This is a genomic window from Kerstersia sp. (assembly GCF_052103615.1).
GTDB lineage: Bacteria > Pseudomonadota > Gammaproteobacteria > Burkholderiales > Burkholderiaceae_B > Kerstersia.
The window spans coordinates 35725-52359 of record NZ_JBQEKA010000016.1 but is presented as its reverse complement, the minus strand read 5'-3'; the positions used below and the strand labels follow the sequence as shown (position 1 = coordinate 52359).

Annotated in this window: 12 protein-coding genes; 2 read left to right on the top strand and 10 right to left on the bottom strand. The window is 63.4% G+C overall.

Features of this window, described 5'->3' with window-relative positions; all coding sequences use genetic code 11:
- Positions 1-659 (top strand): sensor histidine kinase (locus ACTJGZ_RS06215; protein WP_441662076.1); only part of this gene is annotated, 659 nt, incomplete at its 5' end.
- Here the strand turns inward: ACTJGZ_RS06215 and ACTJGZ_RS06210 are convergent.
- The 10 genes from ACTJGZ_RS06210 to ACTJGZ_RS06165 all read right to left on the bottom strand — a co-directional run bounded on the left by ACTJGZ_RS06210 (position 643) and on the right by ACTJGZ_RS06165 (position 13187).
- Positions 643-888 (bottom strand): sulfurtransferase TusA family protein, encoded by a 246-nt coding sequence (locus ACTJGZ_RS06210; RefSeq protein WP_441662075.1) that lies wholly within the window; start codon positions 886-888, stop codon positions 643-645. The two genes, ACTJGZ_RS06215 and ACTJGZ_RS06210, sit on opposite strands and share 17 nt — an antisense overlap.
- Positions 889-899: 11 nt before the next feature.
- Positions 900-3527, bottom strand: a complete 2628-nt coding sequence (gene alaS, locus ACTJGZ_RS06205; protein WP_441662074.1) for an alanine--tRNA ligase — start codon at positions 3525-3527, stop codon at positions 900-902.
- A gap of 119 nt (positions 3528-3646) precedes the next feature.
- Positions 3647-4714 carry a shufflon system plasmid conjugative transfer pilus tip adhesin PilV gene (gene pilV, locus ACTJGZ_RS06200; protein WP_441662073.1) on the bottom strand — a complete coding sequence of 356 codons (1068 nt, stop codon included), beginning with the start codon at positions 4712-4714 and terminating at the stop codon, positions 3647-3649.
- Complete coding sequence (locus tag ACTJGZ_RS06195; protein WP_441662072.1) at positions 4711-5406, bottom strand: prepilin-type N-terminal cleavage/methylation domain-containing protein; 696 nt, start codon at positions 5404-5406, stop codon at positions 4711-4713. The genes pilV and ACTJGZ_RS06195 overlap by 4 nt, the downstream gene beginning before the upstream one ends.
- Positions 5407-5507: 101 nt before the next feature.
- Entirely contained in the window at positions 5508-6713 is a 1206-nt protein-coding gene (locus ACTJGZ_RS06190) for a hypothetical protein (RefSeq protein WP_441662071.1), read from the bottom strand.
- On the bottom strand, positions 6706-8439 hold the full coding sequence (locus ACTJGZ_RS06185) for an ATPase, T2SS/T4P/T4SS family (RefSeq protein WP_441662070.1): 1734 nt from the start codon (positions 8437-8439) through the stop codon (positions 6706-6708). Before ACTJGZ_RS06185 ends, ACTJGZ_RS06190 begins: the two co-directional genes overlap by 8 nt.
- Positions 8440-8731: 292 nt before the next feature.
- Positions 8732-9286 (bottom strand): hypothetical protein, encoded by a 555-nt coding sequence (locus ACTJGZ_RS06180; protein WP_441662069.1) that lies wholly within the window; start codon positions 9284-9286, stop codon positions 8732-8734.
- Positions 9273-10661: a hypothetical protein gene (locus ACTJGZ_RS06175; RefSeq protein ID WP_441662068.1), complete on the bottom strand. Its 1389-nt coding sequence runs from the start codon at positions 10659-10661 to the stop codon at positions 9273-9275. Before ACTJGZ_RS06175 ends, ACTJGZ_RS06180 begins: the two co-directional genes overlap by 14 nt.
- A 1-nt stretch (position 10662) precedes the next feature.
- Complete coding sequence (locus ACTJGZ_RS06170) at positions 10663-12294, bottom strand: hypothetical protein (RefSeq protein WP_441662067.1); 1632 nt, start codon at positions 12292-12294, stop codon at positions 10663-10665.
- Complete coding sequence (locus tag ACTJGZ_RS06165; protein ID WP_441662066.1) at positions 12291-13187, bottom strand: TcpQ domain-containing protein; 897 nt, start codon at positions 13185-13187, stop codon at positions 12291-12293. Before ACTJGZ_RS06165 ends, ACTJGZ_RS06170 begins: the two co-directional genes overlap by 4 nt.
- Before the next feature lie 350 nt (positions 13188-13537).
- On the opposite strand from ACTJGZ_RS06165, the gene acnA reads away from it, so the two are divergent.
- On the top strand, positions 13538-16240 hold the full coding sequence (acnA, locus tag ACTJGZ_RS06160; protein ID WP_441662065.1) for an aconitate hydratase AcnA: 2703 nt from the start codon (positions 13538-13540) through the stop codon (positions 16238-16240).
- Positions 16241-16635 lie beyond the last annotated feature (395 nt).

Sequence of the window (16635 nt, the reverse complement as noted above, 5' to 3'; positions counted from 1 at the left end):
CCCTGAAACGCATCACAAATTACGCGCACCAGACTCTGGAACTGGTTGACGGCTTTGTGCAATTGACCCGCGCGGAATCCGCCCAATTGCACCAGCACGATACGGATCTCTATGATTTGCTGTGCGAATGCTGTGACAACTTTTTCAGCCTCGCCCAGGCCCGGCAATTGCGTATCCTGACAGCACCGCCCCCGGCAGCGCCAGCGCCCGCCGCCTGGCTAAGTGTGGACGCAACCCTGTTGCGCCGCGCCATTGGCAACCTGCTGCACAATGCCATCAAGTTCAGCCCGGCTGAGGCCAGCATAGAATGCGGGCTTGCCTGGGAAGCGCAGACCAACCGCTGGATCATCAGTATTCGGGACCATGGCCCCGGCGTGCCGCCAGAAGACCTGCAGACGCTTTTTGAAGCCTTCGCCCAGAATGCGACCGGTACCGCGATCCGCAATCCCGGCGCAGGCCTGGGGCTGGCTTTCGTCCTGGCCGTCGCGCAACGGCACCATGGCGCCGCCTGGGCCAGCAATGCCGCGGAAGGCGGTGCCATCTTCCATCTGGCCCTGCCTGCGGCAGCATTGCAGGACGAGATGGACGAAATGGACGAAAGGGATGAAATAGCCGCAATCGCGGCAACGGGGAAAAAGGAACTCAGCTCCGGCGCTTGAGGTAATGCACGCAGCGCGTTCCTTCATCCCGCTGCAACAGCAAGGTGTTGCCCGTCTGGCGGGCAAAGGCGTCAAAGTCACGGACAGCGCCAGGGTCGGTCGTGATGACGCGCAGCACCTCGTCCGCCTGCATTTGCGCCAGGGCTTTTTTGGCGCGGAGAATGGGCAGCGGACATTTCAGTCCGCTGGCATCCACCTCTTGCACAAACGCGGGATCATTCGTGTTCATGCGCGCCTGCCTTACAGCTTTGACTCTACCCAGGCAGCCGCTGCCTTGATCGCCTCGGGCAGGGCTGCCGTATCACTGCCGCCGCCCATGGCCATATCCGGGCGGCCGCCGCCCTTGCCGCCAACGCGCACGGCAAGCTCTCCGACCAGATCGCCAGCCTTGATGCGGCCCACGACATCCGGCGTCACCCCGGCCACCAGGCTGATTTTCCCCTGGTCGTCCTGAGCAGCCAGCAGCACGACTGCCGAGCCCAGCTTATTCTTGAGCTGATCGACCGTACCGCGCAGCGAACGCGCATCGACCGCGCCCAGGGACTCGACCAGCACCTTGACGCCGCCGATATCACGGGCCTTGCCTGCGAGATCGTTACCCGCGTTGGCAGCCAGCTTGTCCTTGGCTTGTTGCAGCGATTTTTCCAGGCTGCGCAGCTGATCCTGCAATTGGGCAATCCGCGCGGGCAGCTCAGCCGGCTGCGTCTTGAGCGCAGCGGCAGCCTGTTGCACCGTATCGTCGAGGTCCTGTACCCAGGCCAGCGCATTGCTGCCCGTTACCGCTTCGACGCGGCGCACCCCTGCCGCCACACCGCCTTCGGTCACCAGCTTGAAAAAGCCGATTTCACCCGTGCTGCGCACATGGGTACCGCCACACAGTTCACGCGAAAAACCGATATCGACGACACGGACCGTATCGCCGTATTTTTCGCCGAATAATGCCATCGCGCCGCTTTGCACAGCATCGTCATACGCCATGACGCGCGTCTCGACCGGATCGTTCAGCACGATCTGCTCGTTCACCAGCTTTTCCACCTGCGCCACTTGCGCGGCTGTCATCGGCGCATCATGCGCAAAGTCGAAACGCGTTTTTTGCGGATCGACCAGCGAGCCACGCTGCTGCACGTGAGCCCCCAGCACATCGCGCAAGGCCTTGTGCATCAAGTGCGTCACCGAGTGATTGCGCGCAATGCGCACGCGGCGCCCGGCTTCGACCTGGGCGTCCACGCTATCGCCAACCTTCAGCGTGCCGGATTCCAGCGTGCCATGATGGCCGGACACGCCAGCCTGAATCCGCAGCGTATCTTCCACCACAAAACGGGCATTGCCCGCCTGTGCCGTCAGCACGCCCGCATCGCCCACCTGGCCGCCAGCTTCCGCATAAAACGGCGTGGCATCCAGCACCACAACGGCGGCTTGGCCGGCCTGCACTTGATCTGCCGCCGTGCCGTCCACATACAGGGCCAGTACCTTGGCGCCTTCCGTAAACAGCTGGCCATAGCCATCGAAACGGGTCTGCTCACCCGAATAGACCAAGCCTTCGGTGGCCTTGAATTTGCCCGCTGCACGCGCTTGTTCACGCTGGCGCGCCATGGCTTTCTCAAAGCCTTCAAGATCCACTTCCACATTGCGTTCACGACAGATATCTGCTGTCAGGTCCACCGGGAAACCGTAGGTGTCGTACAGCGTGAACAGCGTATTGCCGTCCAGCGGACTGCCTGCCGGCACGGCAGCCAGCGCGCCTTCCAGAATGCGCATGCCGTTTTCCAGCGTTTCGCCAAAACGCTCTTCTTCCTGACGCAGCACTTGGGCCACACGCTCTGCAGCTTGCGCCAGTTCAGGATAGGCATCGCCCATTTGGGCAACCAGATCGGGCACCAGCTTATGGAAGAACGGGCGGTTCTGGCCCAACTTGTAGCCATGGCGCAGCGCCCGGCGAATAATGCGGCGCAGCACGTAGCCACGGCCCTCATTCCCCGGAATCACGCCATCGACAATCAGGAACGAGCAGGCACGGATATGATCGGCAATCACCTTCAGCGAGTTATTGCCCAGATCGGCCACACCGGTTTCCCGAGCCGCCGCAGCGATCAGGGCCTGGAACAGGTCGATTTCATAATTGGAGTGGACATGCTGCAAGACAGCGGCAATACGCTCCAGGCCCATACCGGTATCGACACACGGTTTGGGCAGCGGATTGAGGTTGCCCTGCGCATCCCGGTCGAACTGCATGAAGACCAGATTCCAGACCTCGATATACCGGTCACCGTCTTCTTCTGGCGACCCCGGAGGACCGCCCCAGACGTCCGGGCCATGGTCATAGAAAATCTCGGAACACGGCCCGCAAGGACCGGTGTCGGCCATTTGCCAGAAATTGTCCGACGCGTAACGGGCGCCTTTGTTGTCGCCGATGCGGACAATGCGCTCGACCGGCACGCCCACTTCCTTGGCCCAGATATCGTAGGCCTCGTCGTCTTCCTGATACACCGTGACCCACAGTTTATCTGCGGGCAAGCCATACGCCTTGGTCAGCAATTCCCAGGCATAGTGAATCGCATCACGCTTGAAGTAATCCCCGAAACTGAAGTTGCCCAGCATTTCGAAGAAGGTGTGGTGGCGCGCGGTATAACCCACGTTTTCCAGGTCATTGTGCTTGCCACCCGCGCGCACGCAGCGCTGCGAGGAGGTTGCCCGTGTATAGGGACGCGCGTCCCTGCCGGTGAACACATCCTTGAACTGGACCATCCCTGCGTTGGTAAACAGCAGAGTCGGATCATTGGCAGGCACCAGCGACGACGAAGGGACAATGGTATGTCCCTTGGACTGGAAGAACTGCAGGAATTTCTGGCGGATTTCTGAAGCTTTCATTGCTGCCCGAGGCATGAATTTGGCGAATTGATCATTATAGGCGCTGTCCGGGCATGGCGGCGTCCCCGAGCCGCCCAGCGTGCTGAGAAGGGCCGATATCCCCATTGTCCGCTTAGCACCTACCCTCCTGCCCGCTGGCACAAATAGGTGTGGATTTGCGTCGCGTAATCATCATGCGTCGCCACGGAATTAATGAGGGAAGGCAGAAAACCTGCTGGGCATGAGCATGCGCCTGTGATGGGATTCGCCTTCCCGATCCGGCATCCAAAACGCTCCTGCCAGGAATAAATACCGCCAAAACCACCCAGCGCCGCAATCTGCCATTGACCGTTGGCGCAGAGCAACAATCCGGCCCCGCGCTCGTCCCTGGCCAGCAAGCCATTCGGACGGCATGCCGCGGCCATGCGCGCGCTGCCATCCAGCTGCAGATATTCCCCCGCCTCCAGCCGCCCCGATGCCCGTAAGCGGCCAGCGATATCGGTCTGCCCTGCCACCGACAAATTGCCTTGCAATGACGGATCCCGCGTATCCCGCATCCGCACGAACTCGCCCAGGCGGGCCGCATCCAGCGCGTAATACACGCCAACAGCACCGGCAGGCAAGCGTGTGCCCTCTGGCAAGGGGTTGGGAATATCAAATACAGCGCCACGGATACGCGCGGGTTCATGTGGCCAGACCATGCCGCCGCGCCCGTCCAGTTGCGCCAGCGCGCCGGCGCGCCGGGTCATGTCCGCCGGCGGGCGCGACGCAGCCAAAGGCAGATAGACCAGCGCCTGCACCAGGCATCCCCCGCCTGCCGGACATTCCCCCTGGCGCCAGATACGTATTTCCGCTCCGGTTTGCCAAACAGAGCGCTCCGGAAAGCCTGCCGGCAAATAAGCGAAACGCTTGAGTTCCTGCAAGGTCGGCGCCTGCCGGTTACCGTAAGGATGCTTCAATGCCGCCGAAGGATCGGCCAGGCCGGAAAATTCACTTTCCAGCATGTGCGACACCGCCTTGCCCACTTCCCCCAGCCAGGCGCCGGCCGCCGCACTGCGCACGGATTCCGCCCTATCCACCCAATACCCCGCCCCCCAGGCAGCCAGCAGCACCGCCACCGCTGCTGCGACGATCAATTCCAGCAGCGCCACACCGCGCTGGGTATAAGCAGGCTGGCTGAGCCAGCCTATACGAGACCGGCGTTTCATTGCACGACAAAGGCAAAACTGTTGACATCACCGGTCTGGCACAGCGCTTCCGCCCGCAAGGGGTGATATGCGAGCGGCGGGCTGGCAGTCGCATTCTTGACCTCGCCACTGGTTCGGCCGCCTGAGATCGTAATCACGCTGGCGACCTGCTGCAGGATGGAAACCAGGCCTGGGCAGGCTGCATGACTGACATGACTGAGGCTGAGCCGGAATGCGCTGCCATTACCGGCGCCTGCCAGTGCGGCAGGCGCCAGGGTGACGAGGCCGCTCTGATTCGTTGCGCCGCCCCCCAGACCATGTTTGACGATACCCGCCGCCCCCTCACCCGACACGCGCACGACGCCGGAATCCCTCAACGCATTGGCCAGCACGCTGTTATTCACGCCGGCATACGGCAAATCGGTCACGCCGCTTGCCCCGACGCGCATGCGCACCATGAAACGCAGGAGTTCATCCCCGACTTTTGGCACCTTGTTTTCAGTAATGTAATTGCCGATCATGGGCACGGCGACCATCGAAATCAGCAAAATAATGGCGCCCACAATCGAAATTTCGATCAAGGAAAATCCGCGCTGCAAGCTGACGCCGCCAGAGCCTGCTGGCCGCCGTCCGCCACGGCGCGCCATCACAGGCCGCCCAGGCGCGGCAAGAACAGGACGAGCCAGGTGCGGCAAGGGAAACAATGTACGCATGATGAGTTCCTTATTTCGGCACAACAGTGACAGAGAAAGAAAGGATGGGCCGGCCCACAGGCCTGCCAAGCTTGCCAGCCAGGCGGCACGGATACACAACGTCAGGACATGCCGGCAGCGTGGTAATTGGTCAGCGCGCGGCGCAGATCGTCAATCACCATGTAATGCCAGAACAGCAATGCCAGGACACCACCGGCCGCGCCCAGCAACATGGCCCAACGCCAGAAGCGCGCCCGCGCCAGGACCCGTCCGGCGACCAGACTCTCCAGCCTGGCCTGAATTTGCGCCATGCCGCCGTCCAGCCCGTCAGCTTCGACCATGTCATCCAGCATCCAACGCGTCTCCCGCTCGAACAGCCCGGTGGCAAAAATTTCCCCTACAGGCGCCCCATGGGCCAGGGTTTCGTTCATGCGTTCGACATGCCATTGCAGCCATGGCGGCAATGCGCTCCACAGCAGTTCCAATTGATCGCGCATAGGCATGACCATGCCTGACCTGGGCCGCAGCAATACCTGCAGCAAGGCGAGAAACCTCACCGCATGAAAATCCCGGTGCAAACGCCAGGGCGCCAATTTGTCCAGCCTCAGCCGCAAGCGGCCCCGCGCCCGGGTGAAGCTGGCGGGCAGCAGCACGCACAAACCCAGAGCGGGCATGAGCAGCCAGGGCCAGGCTTGCATCAGCCCGCCGGCAAAAGAAAACAGCGCGCTGGCTGCCCTGCCATGAAAGACTGGCGGCATATGCCCGAACATGGAGGCCAGATGCGGCGCCGTCCAGACCGGCACGGCGGCCAGCATGGCCAGCAAAATCAGGCAGGCGAGCACCGCGACGGACAAGGTCTGCTGCACCCCTGTACGTACTTTCGTCACCAAGGCAACGGCCTGGGCAAGATCCTGCAAAGTCTGGCGCAAAGCGTCCGCGCCGGCGTGCTGGGCGACACGCAGCAAACGCAATTCCGTGGCCGGGAACACCCCCTGCCATAACTGTTCAAGGTCTCCGCCCTGCAAGGCGCAGCGCTGCGCCCATTGCATGCTCAGCCACCCCCGCGCCTCTCTTGGGCCATAGCGCCGGGCATCATCTTCAAACAAAGCGCGCAAGGTGCGCCCGCCCCCTGGCGCCAGCCGGCCCGCCAGATAGCCGTAGTAAGCGGCGCGCTGCCGGCGCATGCCGCCTGCGGCCAGCCGCCACCAGATACCCCGCCACATGCTTCGCCAGATGCCCCACCGCACGCGCTGCCCTTCTTCCTGCCACACGGGCGCAAGCGCCTGAGCAGCCCATTGCCGGATCGCGCGCGAAAATCGTTCATGCATGATGCGCCCCCTCTTGCGGCAGGCTGTCAAACGCTGAGAATGCCGGTTCAATATCTCTGGGATCCACCCAGCCCATCCAGGCCTTGTAGAGAGCGCATTCCATGGCGGTTTTCCCCTGCATGTCCGCGCCCGTCAGCCCATCGCGCCGGATCGCACGCCAGCTCTGCGCCGCCGCCTGGACATCACGTCGGCGCAGGCCATCCAGAAAACCCGGCGTACTCTCCGGCCTGATAATTTCAGCCGCCACCGTACGCCCCAGCCAGCCATTGAGCTGCGGCAAGGCTGGCCGCCGGCAGGCGTCACACCCCGTCAGGCAACGGACACGCAAAGTCTTGCCTGCGCTGGCGGTATCGACGCCATAACACTGCGCCAGCCGGGCCGTCCATGCTTTCCAGTAGGCGCCATCCCGCCACTGGCCGTCAGCCGCCATTCCGCCCGCTTCCAGGCAGGCCAGCGGTTCGGCGCAATGCGGACATAAACGCGGCAACAGGCTCTGGTAAACCAGCAGCTTCAAAACACCGGGCGCCACCAGGAAATCACGCGACACACGAATGAAATCCGAAGCCAGGCGTTCCGGGATCAGCGCTGCGCTGCCAGCATGCACGGTGGTGTAAAGACTCATCCCGGAGCCGGCCAGATCCATGAATGCCCGCCCGGTCTCGGCATCACGCACTTCGCCTATCATCAAGTCATTCATCGCGCTGCGCTTCAAGGTACGCAGCTTGACGCCGAACACACTGTGATCCTCGCCATCCAAACGGCGTCCCAAGGTGTTCTGCAAGGCATTGGGGATGAGGTATTCCACCGGATCCTCCAGCGTGACAACCTTGCGTGTCTCGGGCAGCGAACGGATCAGGCTGGCCAGCGTGGTGGACTTACCCGACCCCACCACGCCGGCAAACACGATGGCGCCCCCCTGGGACAAACGGGCGTCCTCCAGGCAGTTCACCTGCCCGGGGAGATAGCCCAGCTCTGCCAGGCCAGGCAAAGGCCCTTGCGACTCCAGACGCAACACCCGCAAACACACAGACGGCCCGGCATCCGCCGCCAGCGAGGCCCAACGCAACATCACCGCCTGCCCGCCCGTCTCATACCCGATGCTGCCCTGCTGTTCGACGGTGGGATCAAACACGGCGCCATTGCCGCCGCGCACATCCATCCAGGCGACCGACAGCATGTCCAGCAGCATGGCGCTGGACAGTTGCTGATAGGCTTTGGGCGACACATAACGGCCTGTCACGGTAAAGAACACGCGGGAAACCGGACGCTGGCTTTCCACATTGATATGAATATCGCTGGCTTCGTGCGCCAGGGCCCAATCCACCATTTGATGAAAGACCGCCAGCAGCCCGGATTTGCGCGGATCACCGAGCAGATGCCGCCGCCGTGATAAAGAGCCTGCGTCAATCTGGCCGCGCGCCACGGCCAATAACAGGGGCAATGACACCACGCGGACTGGCCGCTCATGCAGGCGGTAACCTCGCCCCTGCAATTGCCTCAGACATTCCGCGACGCTATCGCTGCCGGCTTCTTCCGCGCAGGCAAATACAGCGGTGCTGCCATCCTCGAACTGCACCGGGCACAGACGCGCTGCCAGCGCCCCCGCCTCGATTTCCGTGGCCAGCGTCCTGCGAAATGCCGGCTGCAAACGCGCCAGATCATCCCGGCCTTCCATCGCCAAGGGCGCAGCCAGCGCCTGCGGCGGCGCAGTCCTGTTCACCGCCACGCCAGGCCTCATCATCAGCGCCTGATCCCGCACGCCACCCAAGGCGTCATCGGACCCCCGTTCTCGTCTTGGCCCTGCCTCCCTCCCTGGCGCACCTGCTGCCGTACTCCCTGTCACACCGCCTGATGCAATTGCCCGCGCCCGGTGCTGCCCTTGGTGCTGCCCTTGGTGCTGCCCTTGGTGCTGCCCTTGGTGCTGCTCTTTATGCTGCCCTTGGTGCAGCCTTTCGTGCTGCTCTTTGTGCTGCCTATCGGGCCTGGCCATTTTCCCAGGCAGGTTGATCCATGCCATCTCAGCGCTCCTCAGGCGCGCGCTCACGCCAGCAAAGGTCCGTCCGCACACCCGCCCGACGCAAATACACGCACTGCCCATGAATCGCAATCAACTGATAATCCGCCGCGCGTTGCGGCGCGAGCCGCCCGGCACGATCCGTGGCGAGGACATAACGGGTTCCGGCGATTTCCAGCTCTGCTGCCTTGTAGGCGCCACTCCCATAAAGGGCTTGCAGGCGCGGCCGGGCAAGGTCGTCCTGCGAACCGTCAGGCCTTGCCGCCATCCTATGGCCTGCCGCATTGCCGCGCTCCACGCTGGCGCGAACGCTCCCTGCGGCTGGCCCCGCCTCCCTGACATCGGTTTGGTGCTGTTCGGCACGCCAGGCCCTATCCGTTTCCCGGTTCAGCCAATCCCGCATCTGCATGCCGTCCAGCCAGCTCTTTTCGTCCTTGGACACAGGCGCATCCTGCACGGGCGGGCTGTCATCCGCCACGGCCAGGCTCGCCCCCGCCAGCACCACCGCACCCATTCCAGCGCGCACGCCTTTGCGCCCGCCACACTTATTGCCGGCCATAGATCACTCCTTGCAAATGCGCCACCAGCCTAGACTCTTGAACGGCCGGCGCCACCGATGGCGGTTTGACCTCTATCGTCAGGCGCTCCCAGTACACCGGCCAATGCAAGTCCTGCAACAAAGGCAAACCACGCAGGGCGCCAGACAGCAGCAGCGGACGCTCCACCAGCACAGGCAGATGCGCCAGCACCGGCAAAGGCATGCCGTCCTCTCCCTGGGGTTCAGCCAAAGCCACCGTCTGCGCCGCCCCCAGCGACACTTGATCGAATACCGGCGCCTGCCGCTGCAGCAAGGCCACCGGCCCACGCAGCAGCACCTGCTGGGAAGGCAGGCGGCGCCAATCCATGGCTCTGCCACCCGCAATCTGCCAAGTGACGCGGGCCTGGTCCAAGCCTTCATACTGCACCTGCCAATCCGCCGGCCACCGGTGCGCCAGATCATTGTTATCCGCCACACTGACCGCACGCCGGTAGCGTCCGGCACAACGCCATCCGGCCAGATTGGCGCGGCACTCCGCCTGTTCCAGCACCCAGCCTTGACGCCTGAGCGGCAGATCGGCCACACCTTGCAGCAAACCGCGCAAAGAAGCGCTGTCATGCACCCGCCGCACCGCGGCATAATCGTCATAGACCCCAAGCCAGACTTGCTCCGCATCCTGGGCTGCCGGCCCGTTCTGCGCCACACCGAATACCGGCCCCCACCCTGCCCACCAGACCAGCCACAGCACGCCAGCCATGCCGCCCCACCAGGGCCAGCGGAAAGCGTACGAGACGCGCTGCAGGCGCGCCCCGTCCCAGACGGCCGCCCCCGCCGCCGCCGCTGCCGCCAGAAAGGCTTCGACCGTGTCCCCCAGCTGCGCCTCGCGCAAGGTCGGATAGCGCTGCTGCAACCCTTGCAAAGCCTGCGCCGCCGCATCCACCGTGGCATACCAGAGATCCGTCCCGGCAATGACAGCACCATCGTGCACAGCCAGCAGCCAAATCCCCCGTTCGCCGCCATCCAGGCACAATGCGAACGTCCCCTGGCCGCATAGCTGGGCTGCCAGCAGCGCTGCGGCATAGCGCGGCTGCCCGCGCGTTTCCACGCGCCGCCAGCGGGCGCACGCTACGCTCGCCGCCATCTCTCCGCGCCAGGCGTAATGCGTGGCCTTGAGCGCCCGCGCCCGCTGCACCGCCTGCCGGGCCAGATGGCTGCCCATCAGAGGGCGCCAGCTCAGGCCGAACACAAGCCGGCAAGGCTGGCCTTGGGCATCGCTCTTCATATCCAGACTGATCACCCCCCTGCCATCTTCCGTCCAGGCTGGCGCCCACGGCGCCGCAGCCGACGTTTCCTGCTTGTCGGAAAACGGCACTTGCGATGACGCTAGGCTCGGCATGTCACACCCCCTCTTCCTGCTGAGCTGATACCAGCAGGAGTGATGTCCGGCGTTTTTGCGCCGCGCGGTCCCGCCCTCCAGCCGCCAACGGCCAGCCTGGCGCCACGCGGCGCGAGGCGGACTCGTCCTCGTTTCTTTCAAAGCCTGAAATCACGACCACCTGTCCAGGCTGCAGCGCCACTTGCTGCACGGCGCCATTGCCTTCGACCGTGATCTGCTGAATCTGCACCTGCTGCCCGGCCTCGCCAAAAGTGATGCTTTTCAAAGGCTGGGCCACACTGTTGTCATAGGCGATCGACAGCAATATCTGGCCGTCTGCCTGCGCGTCCGGGAGCAAAGTCAGGAAAACGCCAACGGTCGCTTCCTTCTGGCTGATGGAAACGGACGGCAGCGAAAACGCTGCGCCTGAGCCTGTTGCCGCCGGTACTGTCGTCGTCTGGACTTCGTCGATGTAGGAAAAAGTGCGGCGCACGGCATGCGTGACCGGACGCCGGTTCAGGGTGTATATCGGCACCCGCGTGTGGCGCACCACTTTCCCCACCTGTTTCACCGCATCCAGAATGCCTTGTGACCCCTGGAAGCCTCCGCGTTGCACACGCGCATCCCATTGCCCGCTGCCATCGGCCGGCGCCATGCCCCCCGGCATGATGGTGCGCAGCAAAGCGCCCCCGCCGCCATACAGCAGATTCCAGTCCACCCCCTGTTGATGCTCGTCATCCAATTCCAGGGTGACTTCTTCAAATACCAGTTTGATCCGGCGCGTCAGCGCGCGGTTTTCATGCGCCAGGAACCGTGCAACCCGGTCCAGGGCTTCAGCCGTGTCTGTCACAACAATGGATTGCCCTGCGCCGGATACGGCTGCCAGCGTTCCCGCACGTGTCAGCATGGGTTCTATCCTGGCTTTCAGGGCTGCCATTGCATCGTCGCCGCGCAAGGCCAGCGCGGTTTCCGCCGTGCTGCTGAAACCGCCGGATTCACTGCTGGATGCCCGTCCAAGCCGGATATCAGCGGTGGCATCCAGCGTCAGCAAGCGGACATCGAACACCCGGCTTTCCGTCCGGAAGAACACAATGGCGCCATCCGCATAACGCCACGACAGATTCAGCCTGTGCGCCAGCGCATCAAGCAATTGCGGCAAGGGCAGCGGGCCATTGGGCAACTCCGGCGCGAGCGGTGGTTCCGGCGCCGGGCCAGCGTCAACCGTCAGGCGCGGCAAAAAGGCTTCCGCGGGCAACAAGGCTTCAGGGGAAATGCGCACCGGTATGCCTGTTGCGCGATAAATGCGTTCCCCCAGCAGTGTCAGGCTGCCGCGCCCTGGCGAGAACAGCAAGGTGGTGTCAATTTCGCCGCGCAGGGCTGGCGGCAAAATCGCATCACGCGCCAGCGGCTGTGGCGGCCCGGCCAGCCATGGCTTATCAACGATTTGCGCCGCCTGCCGCGCCGCCGGGTCAAAAGCGCCTTGAAACTCAGCCGCGTGCTGCGCCTGGCTGGCTTCGGCGCGATACTGGGCCGTATCCACCTGCTGCAAGGCTGGCGCCATGCCGCACCCCACGCCGCTGCCGGCCAGCCCAAGCAGCCATACCCAATGCCGCACCCGGCCTGATCCGCCCTGCCCGCTGCCAGCGCGTATCATGCCGCACCTCCGCCAGGCTGGGCATGGCGGTCGCATGGCTGGGTCCAGGCCACGACACGCAAGACACGGTTGTTATAAAAGCACGGTTGCAAGGGCTGGCCAGACAGCTCTGTCGCCGCCAGCAATTGGCGGACGGCCTGCATGAAGTCGCTCCCAAATTCCGCATTGCCCGCCAGCGGCACATCCATGCTGACATCCCAATGCCAGGGATCGAAGGTCCAGCCGGCGCGCTGGGCCCATTGCCCCAACACACGGCGCATATTGCCGTCACTCGTGCCAGCCGTGTAGCGTTCCTCTGTGGCGGACAGGCCCAGTGGCGCCGCCCCGCCGGAAATGCCCGCGGCCGGCGCCAGCGCAGGCATGAATGCCACGCCAGGCGCGCTGATTGGCTGATGGCCCTCACCGGCCTGTGCCAGGCTGGGCGCCGCCGCATCCATGACGCTGGCCGCTACCGGCTGCGCCGCCATGGACAAACCGGCATCTTCAAGGGTTTGCGCCCGGGCGCTGCCCGCATATTGCGCCCTGGCCTGCCGGCTGCCGCCCCGAAACACCAGGCTGGGCCAGACTCCCCGCACACGCAAATAGGGGCCAGCTGTTTCATAGGCTGCCAGACGCTCGCCGCTGGCATCGGCCACGAAAATGGCTGGCAAGGTCTGCTGTGGCGGAAATTGCAGCCAGGTGTTGTTGCCATCGTCGAACACTTGCAAAGGCGCCAATTCGCGCTGCCCCGACAAACGCCAGGAAAAATCGTAGCGGCCCGGCGCCACCACGCCCGGCCATGGGTCGGCCGGCAGCGGCGGCCGCACCGGTGCGACACATGCGCCCAGACACAGCGGCGCCAATATGGCCGGCACGCCCAAAGGCAAGCCTCTCAGTGTTCGTTGCGTTCTCATCGAAGATCCGGCCCCATGGCGCTGGCAATTGGAATGGCCACCATCATGGCACTGCGAATCAGTCTCAAAAAGATCGGCTTATACCCATTTCAGCGTGGCGCAGATTCCCCATGACTAAGGCCGCTGTCTGCGCTAGACTGGCTTTATCCGCAGTTCAACGCCGCGGTTTGTCTTCGCCTGCGGCAGCCGAGTATGGAAATTTCGGCCCCAGGGCCGGGCTTTCCTTGCCACGGCCAGGCACAGCGCATAGCGCCTGCCTGGGTGACCTCGCCATCTCCCTGCCAGGCAAGCATGGATGACAGCAGGTGCGTGGCCTTCCCTGATTTCAGGATAGAACCAAGGAGTCCCACATGCCGCACAACACCCTCAATACCCTGCATGAATTCACCGTCGGCCAGCGCCGCGGCAAGTTCTACTCGCTGCCCGCCCTGGGCCGGGAGCTGGGCATTGATATCCAACGCCTGCCTGTTTCCATCCGTATCGTGCTTGAGTCCGTCCTGCGCAACTGTGACGGCAAGAAAATTACGGAAGAGCATGTTCGCCAACTGGCGAACTGGCAGCCCAATGCCAAGCGTGAAGAAGAAATTCCCTTTGTCCTGGCGCGTGTGGTGCTGCAGGATTTCACTGGCGTGCCGCTGCTGGCCGACCTTGCCGCCATGCGCGATGTCGCCAAATCCATGGGCGCCAATCCCAAGCGCATCGAGCCGCTGGTTCCCGTTGATCTGGTCGTGGATCACTCGATCATGATCGACCATTACGGGACGCCGGATGCGCTGGATCTGAACATGAAGCTGGAGTTCCATCGCAACAAGGAACGCTATCAGTTCATGAAATGGGGCATGCAGGCCTTTGATACCTTCGGCGTCGTGCCGCCGGGGTTCGGCATTGTGCACCAGGTGAATCTGGAATATCTGGCGCGCGGCGTGCACCGCTCGACCGATGATGTCTATTACCCCGATACGCTGGTCGGCACCGACAGTCATACCACCATGATCAACGGTATCGGTGTGGTGGGCTGGGGCGTGGGCGGTATTGAAGCCGAAGCCGGCATGCTGGGCCAGCCCATGTACTTCCTGACCCCGGACGTCGTGGGCGTGGAACTCAAGGGCAAGCTGCGTGAAGGCGTGACCGCCACTGATCTGGTGCTAACCATCACCGAAATGCTGCGCCGCGAAAAAGTAGTCGGCAAGTTTGTCGAGTTCTGTGGTGAAGGCACCGCCAGTCTGGCTGTCCCTGACCGCGCCACCATCGGCAACATGGCCCCGGAATACGGCGCAACCATGGGCTTTTTCCCGGTGGATGACCGTACGATCGACTACTTCGTCGGCACCGGGCGCACGGAAGAAGAAATCGCCGCGCTCAAGGCCTATTTCCAGGCACAGGGCATGTATGGCGTTCCCGCTGCCAGCGACATTACCTACAGCAAGCTGCTGACACTGGATCTGAGCACCGTCGTGCCGTCGCTGGCTGGCCCCAAGCGCCCGCAGGACCGCATCGAGCTGCCCAAGGTTGCCGCCACGTTTACCGATTTGTTCTCCAAACCGGTGACGGAAAACGGTTTTTCCCAGCCGGCCAGCAAACTGGATGCGCCTTTCGCCACCAGCACAGGCACCACACTGCACAATGGCGACGTCCTGATCGCAGCCATTACCTCCTGTACCAACACATCCAATCCCAGCGTCCTGCTGGCGGCGGGTCTATTGGCCAAGAAGGCTGTTGAAGCGGGGCTGCATGTCGCCCCCCATATCAAGACGTCACTCGCCCCTGGCTCGCGTGTGGTAACGGGTTACCTGCAGAAAACCGGCCTGCTGCCCTATCTGGAAAAACTGGGCTTCAACGTCGCGGCCTACGGCTGCACGACCTGTATCGGCAACGCCGGCGACCTGACGGCAGATATCAATGAAGCCATTGTCGCCAATGATCTGGTGTGCGCGGCGGTGCTGTCCGGCAACCGCAACTTCGAAGCGCGCATCCACCCGAACATCAAGGCCAACTTCCTGGCCTCCCCGCCGCTGGTCGTGGCCTATGCGCTGGTCGGCAATGTCACGGTCGATCTCTCTACGCAGCCTCTGGGCACCAGCAGCGCCGGGCAGCCGGTCTATCTGCGCGACATCTGGCCCAGCAGCGAAGAAATCAATGCGCTGCTGCGCTTTGCCTTGAACCCGGAAGCCTTCCGCGCCAACTATTCGCAGATCCGCAGCGACCCCGGCGTCCTGTGGCAACGCATTGAAGGCGCAACCGGCGACGTTTACGATTGGCCGACCTCCACCTATATCGCACAGCCGCCTTTCTTCGAAAACTTCGGCATGACGCCTGCCCCCATGCCGCAAGTACGTAATGCACGGGCGCTGGGCATTTTTGGCGATTCGGTGACCACCGACCACATTTCCCCGGCCGGCGCCATCAAGGAAACTTCGCCTGCAGGCCGCTGGCTGATCGCCCATGGCGTCAGCAAGGGGGACTTCAACAGCTACGGTTCGCGCCGCGGCAATCACGAAATCATGATGCGCGGCACTTTCGCCAACGTGCGCATCAAAAACCTCATGATTCCGCCGCTGCCTGATGGCACGCGTTTCGAAGGCGGGGAAACCTTGTTCCAGCCCAGCGGCGAACAACTCTCCATCTACGATGCCGCCATGCGCTATATCAGCGAAGGCGTCTCTACTGTCGTGTTCGGCGGTGAAGAATACGGCACTGGTTCATCGCGTGACTGGGCAGCCAAAGGCACGCAACTGCTGGGCGTCAAGGCTGTGATCGCCCGTTCGTTCGAGCGCATTCACCGCAGCAACCTGGTCGGCATGGGCGTCCTGCCCCTGCAATTCAAGGGTAGCGACAGCGTCCAATCGCTGGGCATCACCGGCCACGAAACCTATGACATCGAAGGCCTGGAAAACGGTATCCAGCCGCAACAGGATGTCACGCTGGTCATCCACCGGGCAGACGGGAAAACCGACCGCGTACCGGTGCTGCTGCGCATCGACACGCCTATCGAGGTGGATTACTACAATCACGGCGGCATTCTGCCCTTCGTGCTGCGCGAACTGCTGCGCTGATGCCTGCCGCTGATGCCTGCCGCTGACGCCTGCCGCTGACGCCAGCATAACGTCCGGGCATGCCTGCGCCTGTCCGGACGGTAGCAATCCTGCCGGGCCGAACGTTCCTGCGAACGGCCCCACGCCCGGCAGGCTTCCCTTCCTACTGGGCATCCCGCGGCGCACGCCGCCACGGACCCGTCTGTTTCCTGACCGGCCTGCAAGACGCAGACACAAGCTTTATCACGGGCGGCTGCCAGCCTGCGCGCAGTCCCGCTACAATCTCTGTTTCACGGCTTGCTGGCTGCCCGCCCGCGCCGGCCCAGGCACTGGTTTCCCAGATTCAAGCCCAGGCCGCTGCCAGGCAGAGCACTTCCGCAAGCCCCGACTTCAAGTCTCACGCTCCCCGCCCGGCC

Excerpts from the sequence above, each read along its gene's own strand:
- ACTJGZ_RS06190 (WP_441662071.1), bottom strand. The coding sequence starts at position 6,713 with ATGCATGAACGATTTTCGCGCGCGATCCGGCAATGGGCTGCTCAGGCG.
- ACTJGZ_RS06165 (WP_441662066.1), bottom strand. The coding sequence starts at position 13,187 with ATGAGAACGCAACGAACACTGAGAGGCTTGCCTTTGGGCGTGCCGGCC.
- alaS (WP_441662074.1), bottom strand. The coding sequence starts at position 3,527 with ATGAAAGCTTCAGAAATCCGCCAGAAATTCCTGCAGTTCTTCCAGTCC.
- ACTJGZ_RS06170 (WP_441662067.1), bottom strand. The coding sequence starts at position 12,294 with ATGATACGCGCTGGCAGCGGGCAGGGCGGATCAGGCCGGGTGCGGCAT.
- ACTJGZ_RS06195 (WP_441662072.1), bottom strand. The coding sequence starts at position 5,406 with ATGCGTACATTGTTTCCCTTGCCGCACCTGGCTCGTCCTGTTCTTGCC.
- pilV (WP_441662073.1), bottom strand. The coding sequence starts at position 4,714 with ATGAAACGCCGGTCTCGTATAGGCTGGCTCAGCCAGCCTGCTTATACC.
- ACTJGZ_RS06175 (WP_441662068.1), bottom strand. The coding sequence starts at position 10,661 with ATGCCGAGCCTAGCGTCATCGCAAGTGCCGTTTTCCGACAAGCAGGAA.
- acnA (WP_441662065.1), top strand. The coding sequence starts at position 13,538 with ATGCCGCACAACACCCTCAATACCCTGCATGAATTCACCGTCGGCCAG.
- ACTJGZ_RS06180 (WP_441662069.1), bottom strand. The coding sequence starts at position 9,286 with ATGGCCGGCAATAAGTGTGGCGGGCGCAAAGGCGTGCGCGCTGGAATG.
- ACTJGZ_RS06210 (WP_441662075.1), bottom strand. The coding sequence starts at position 888 with ATGAACACGAATGATCCCGCGTTTGTGCAAGAGGTGGATGCCAGCGGA.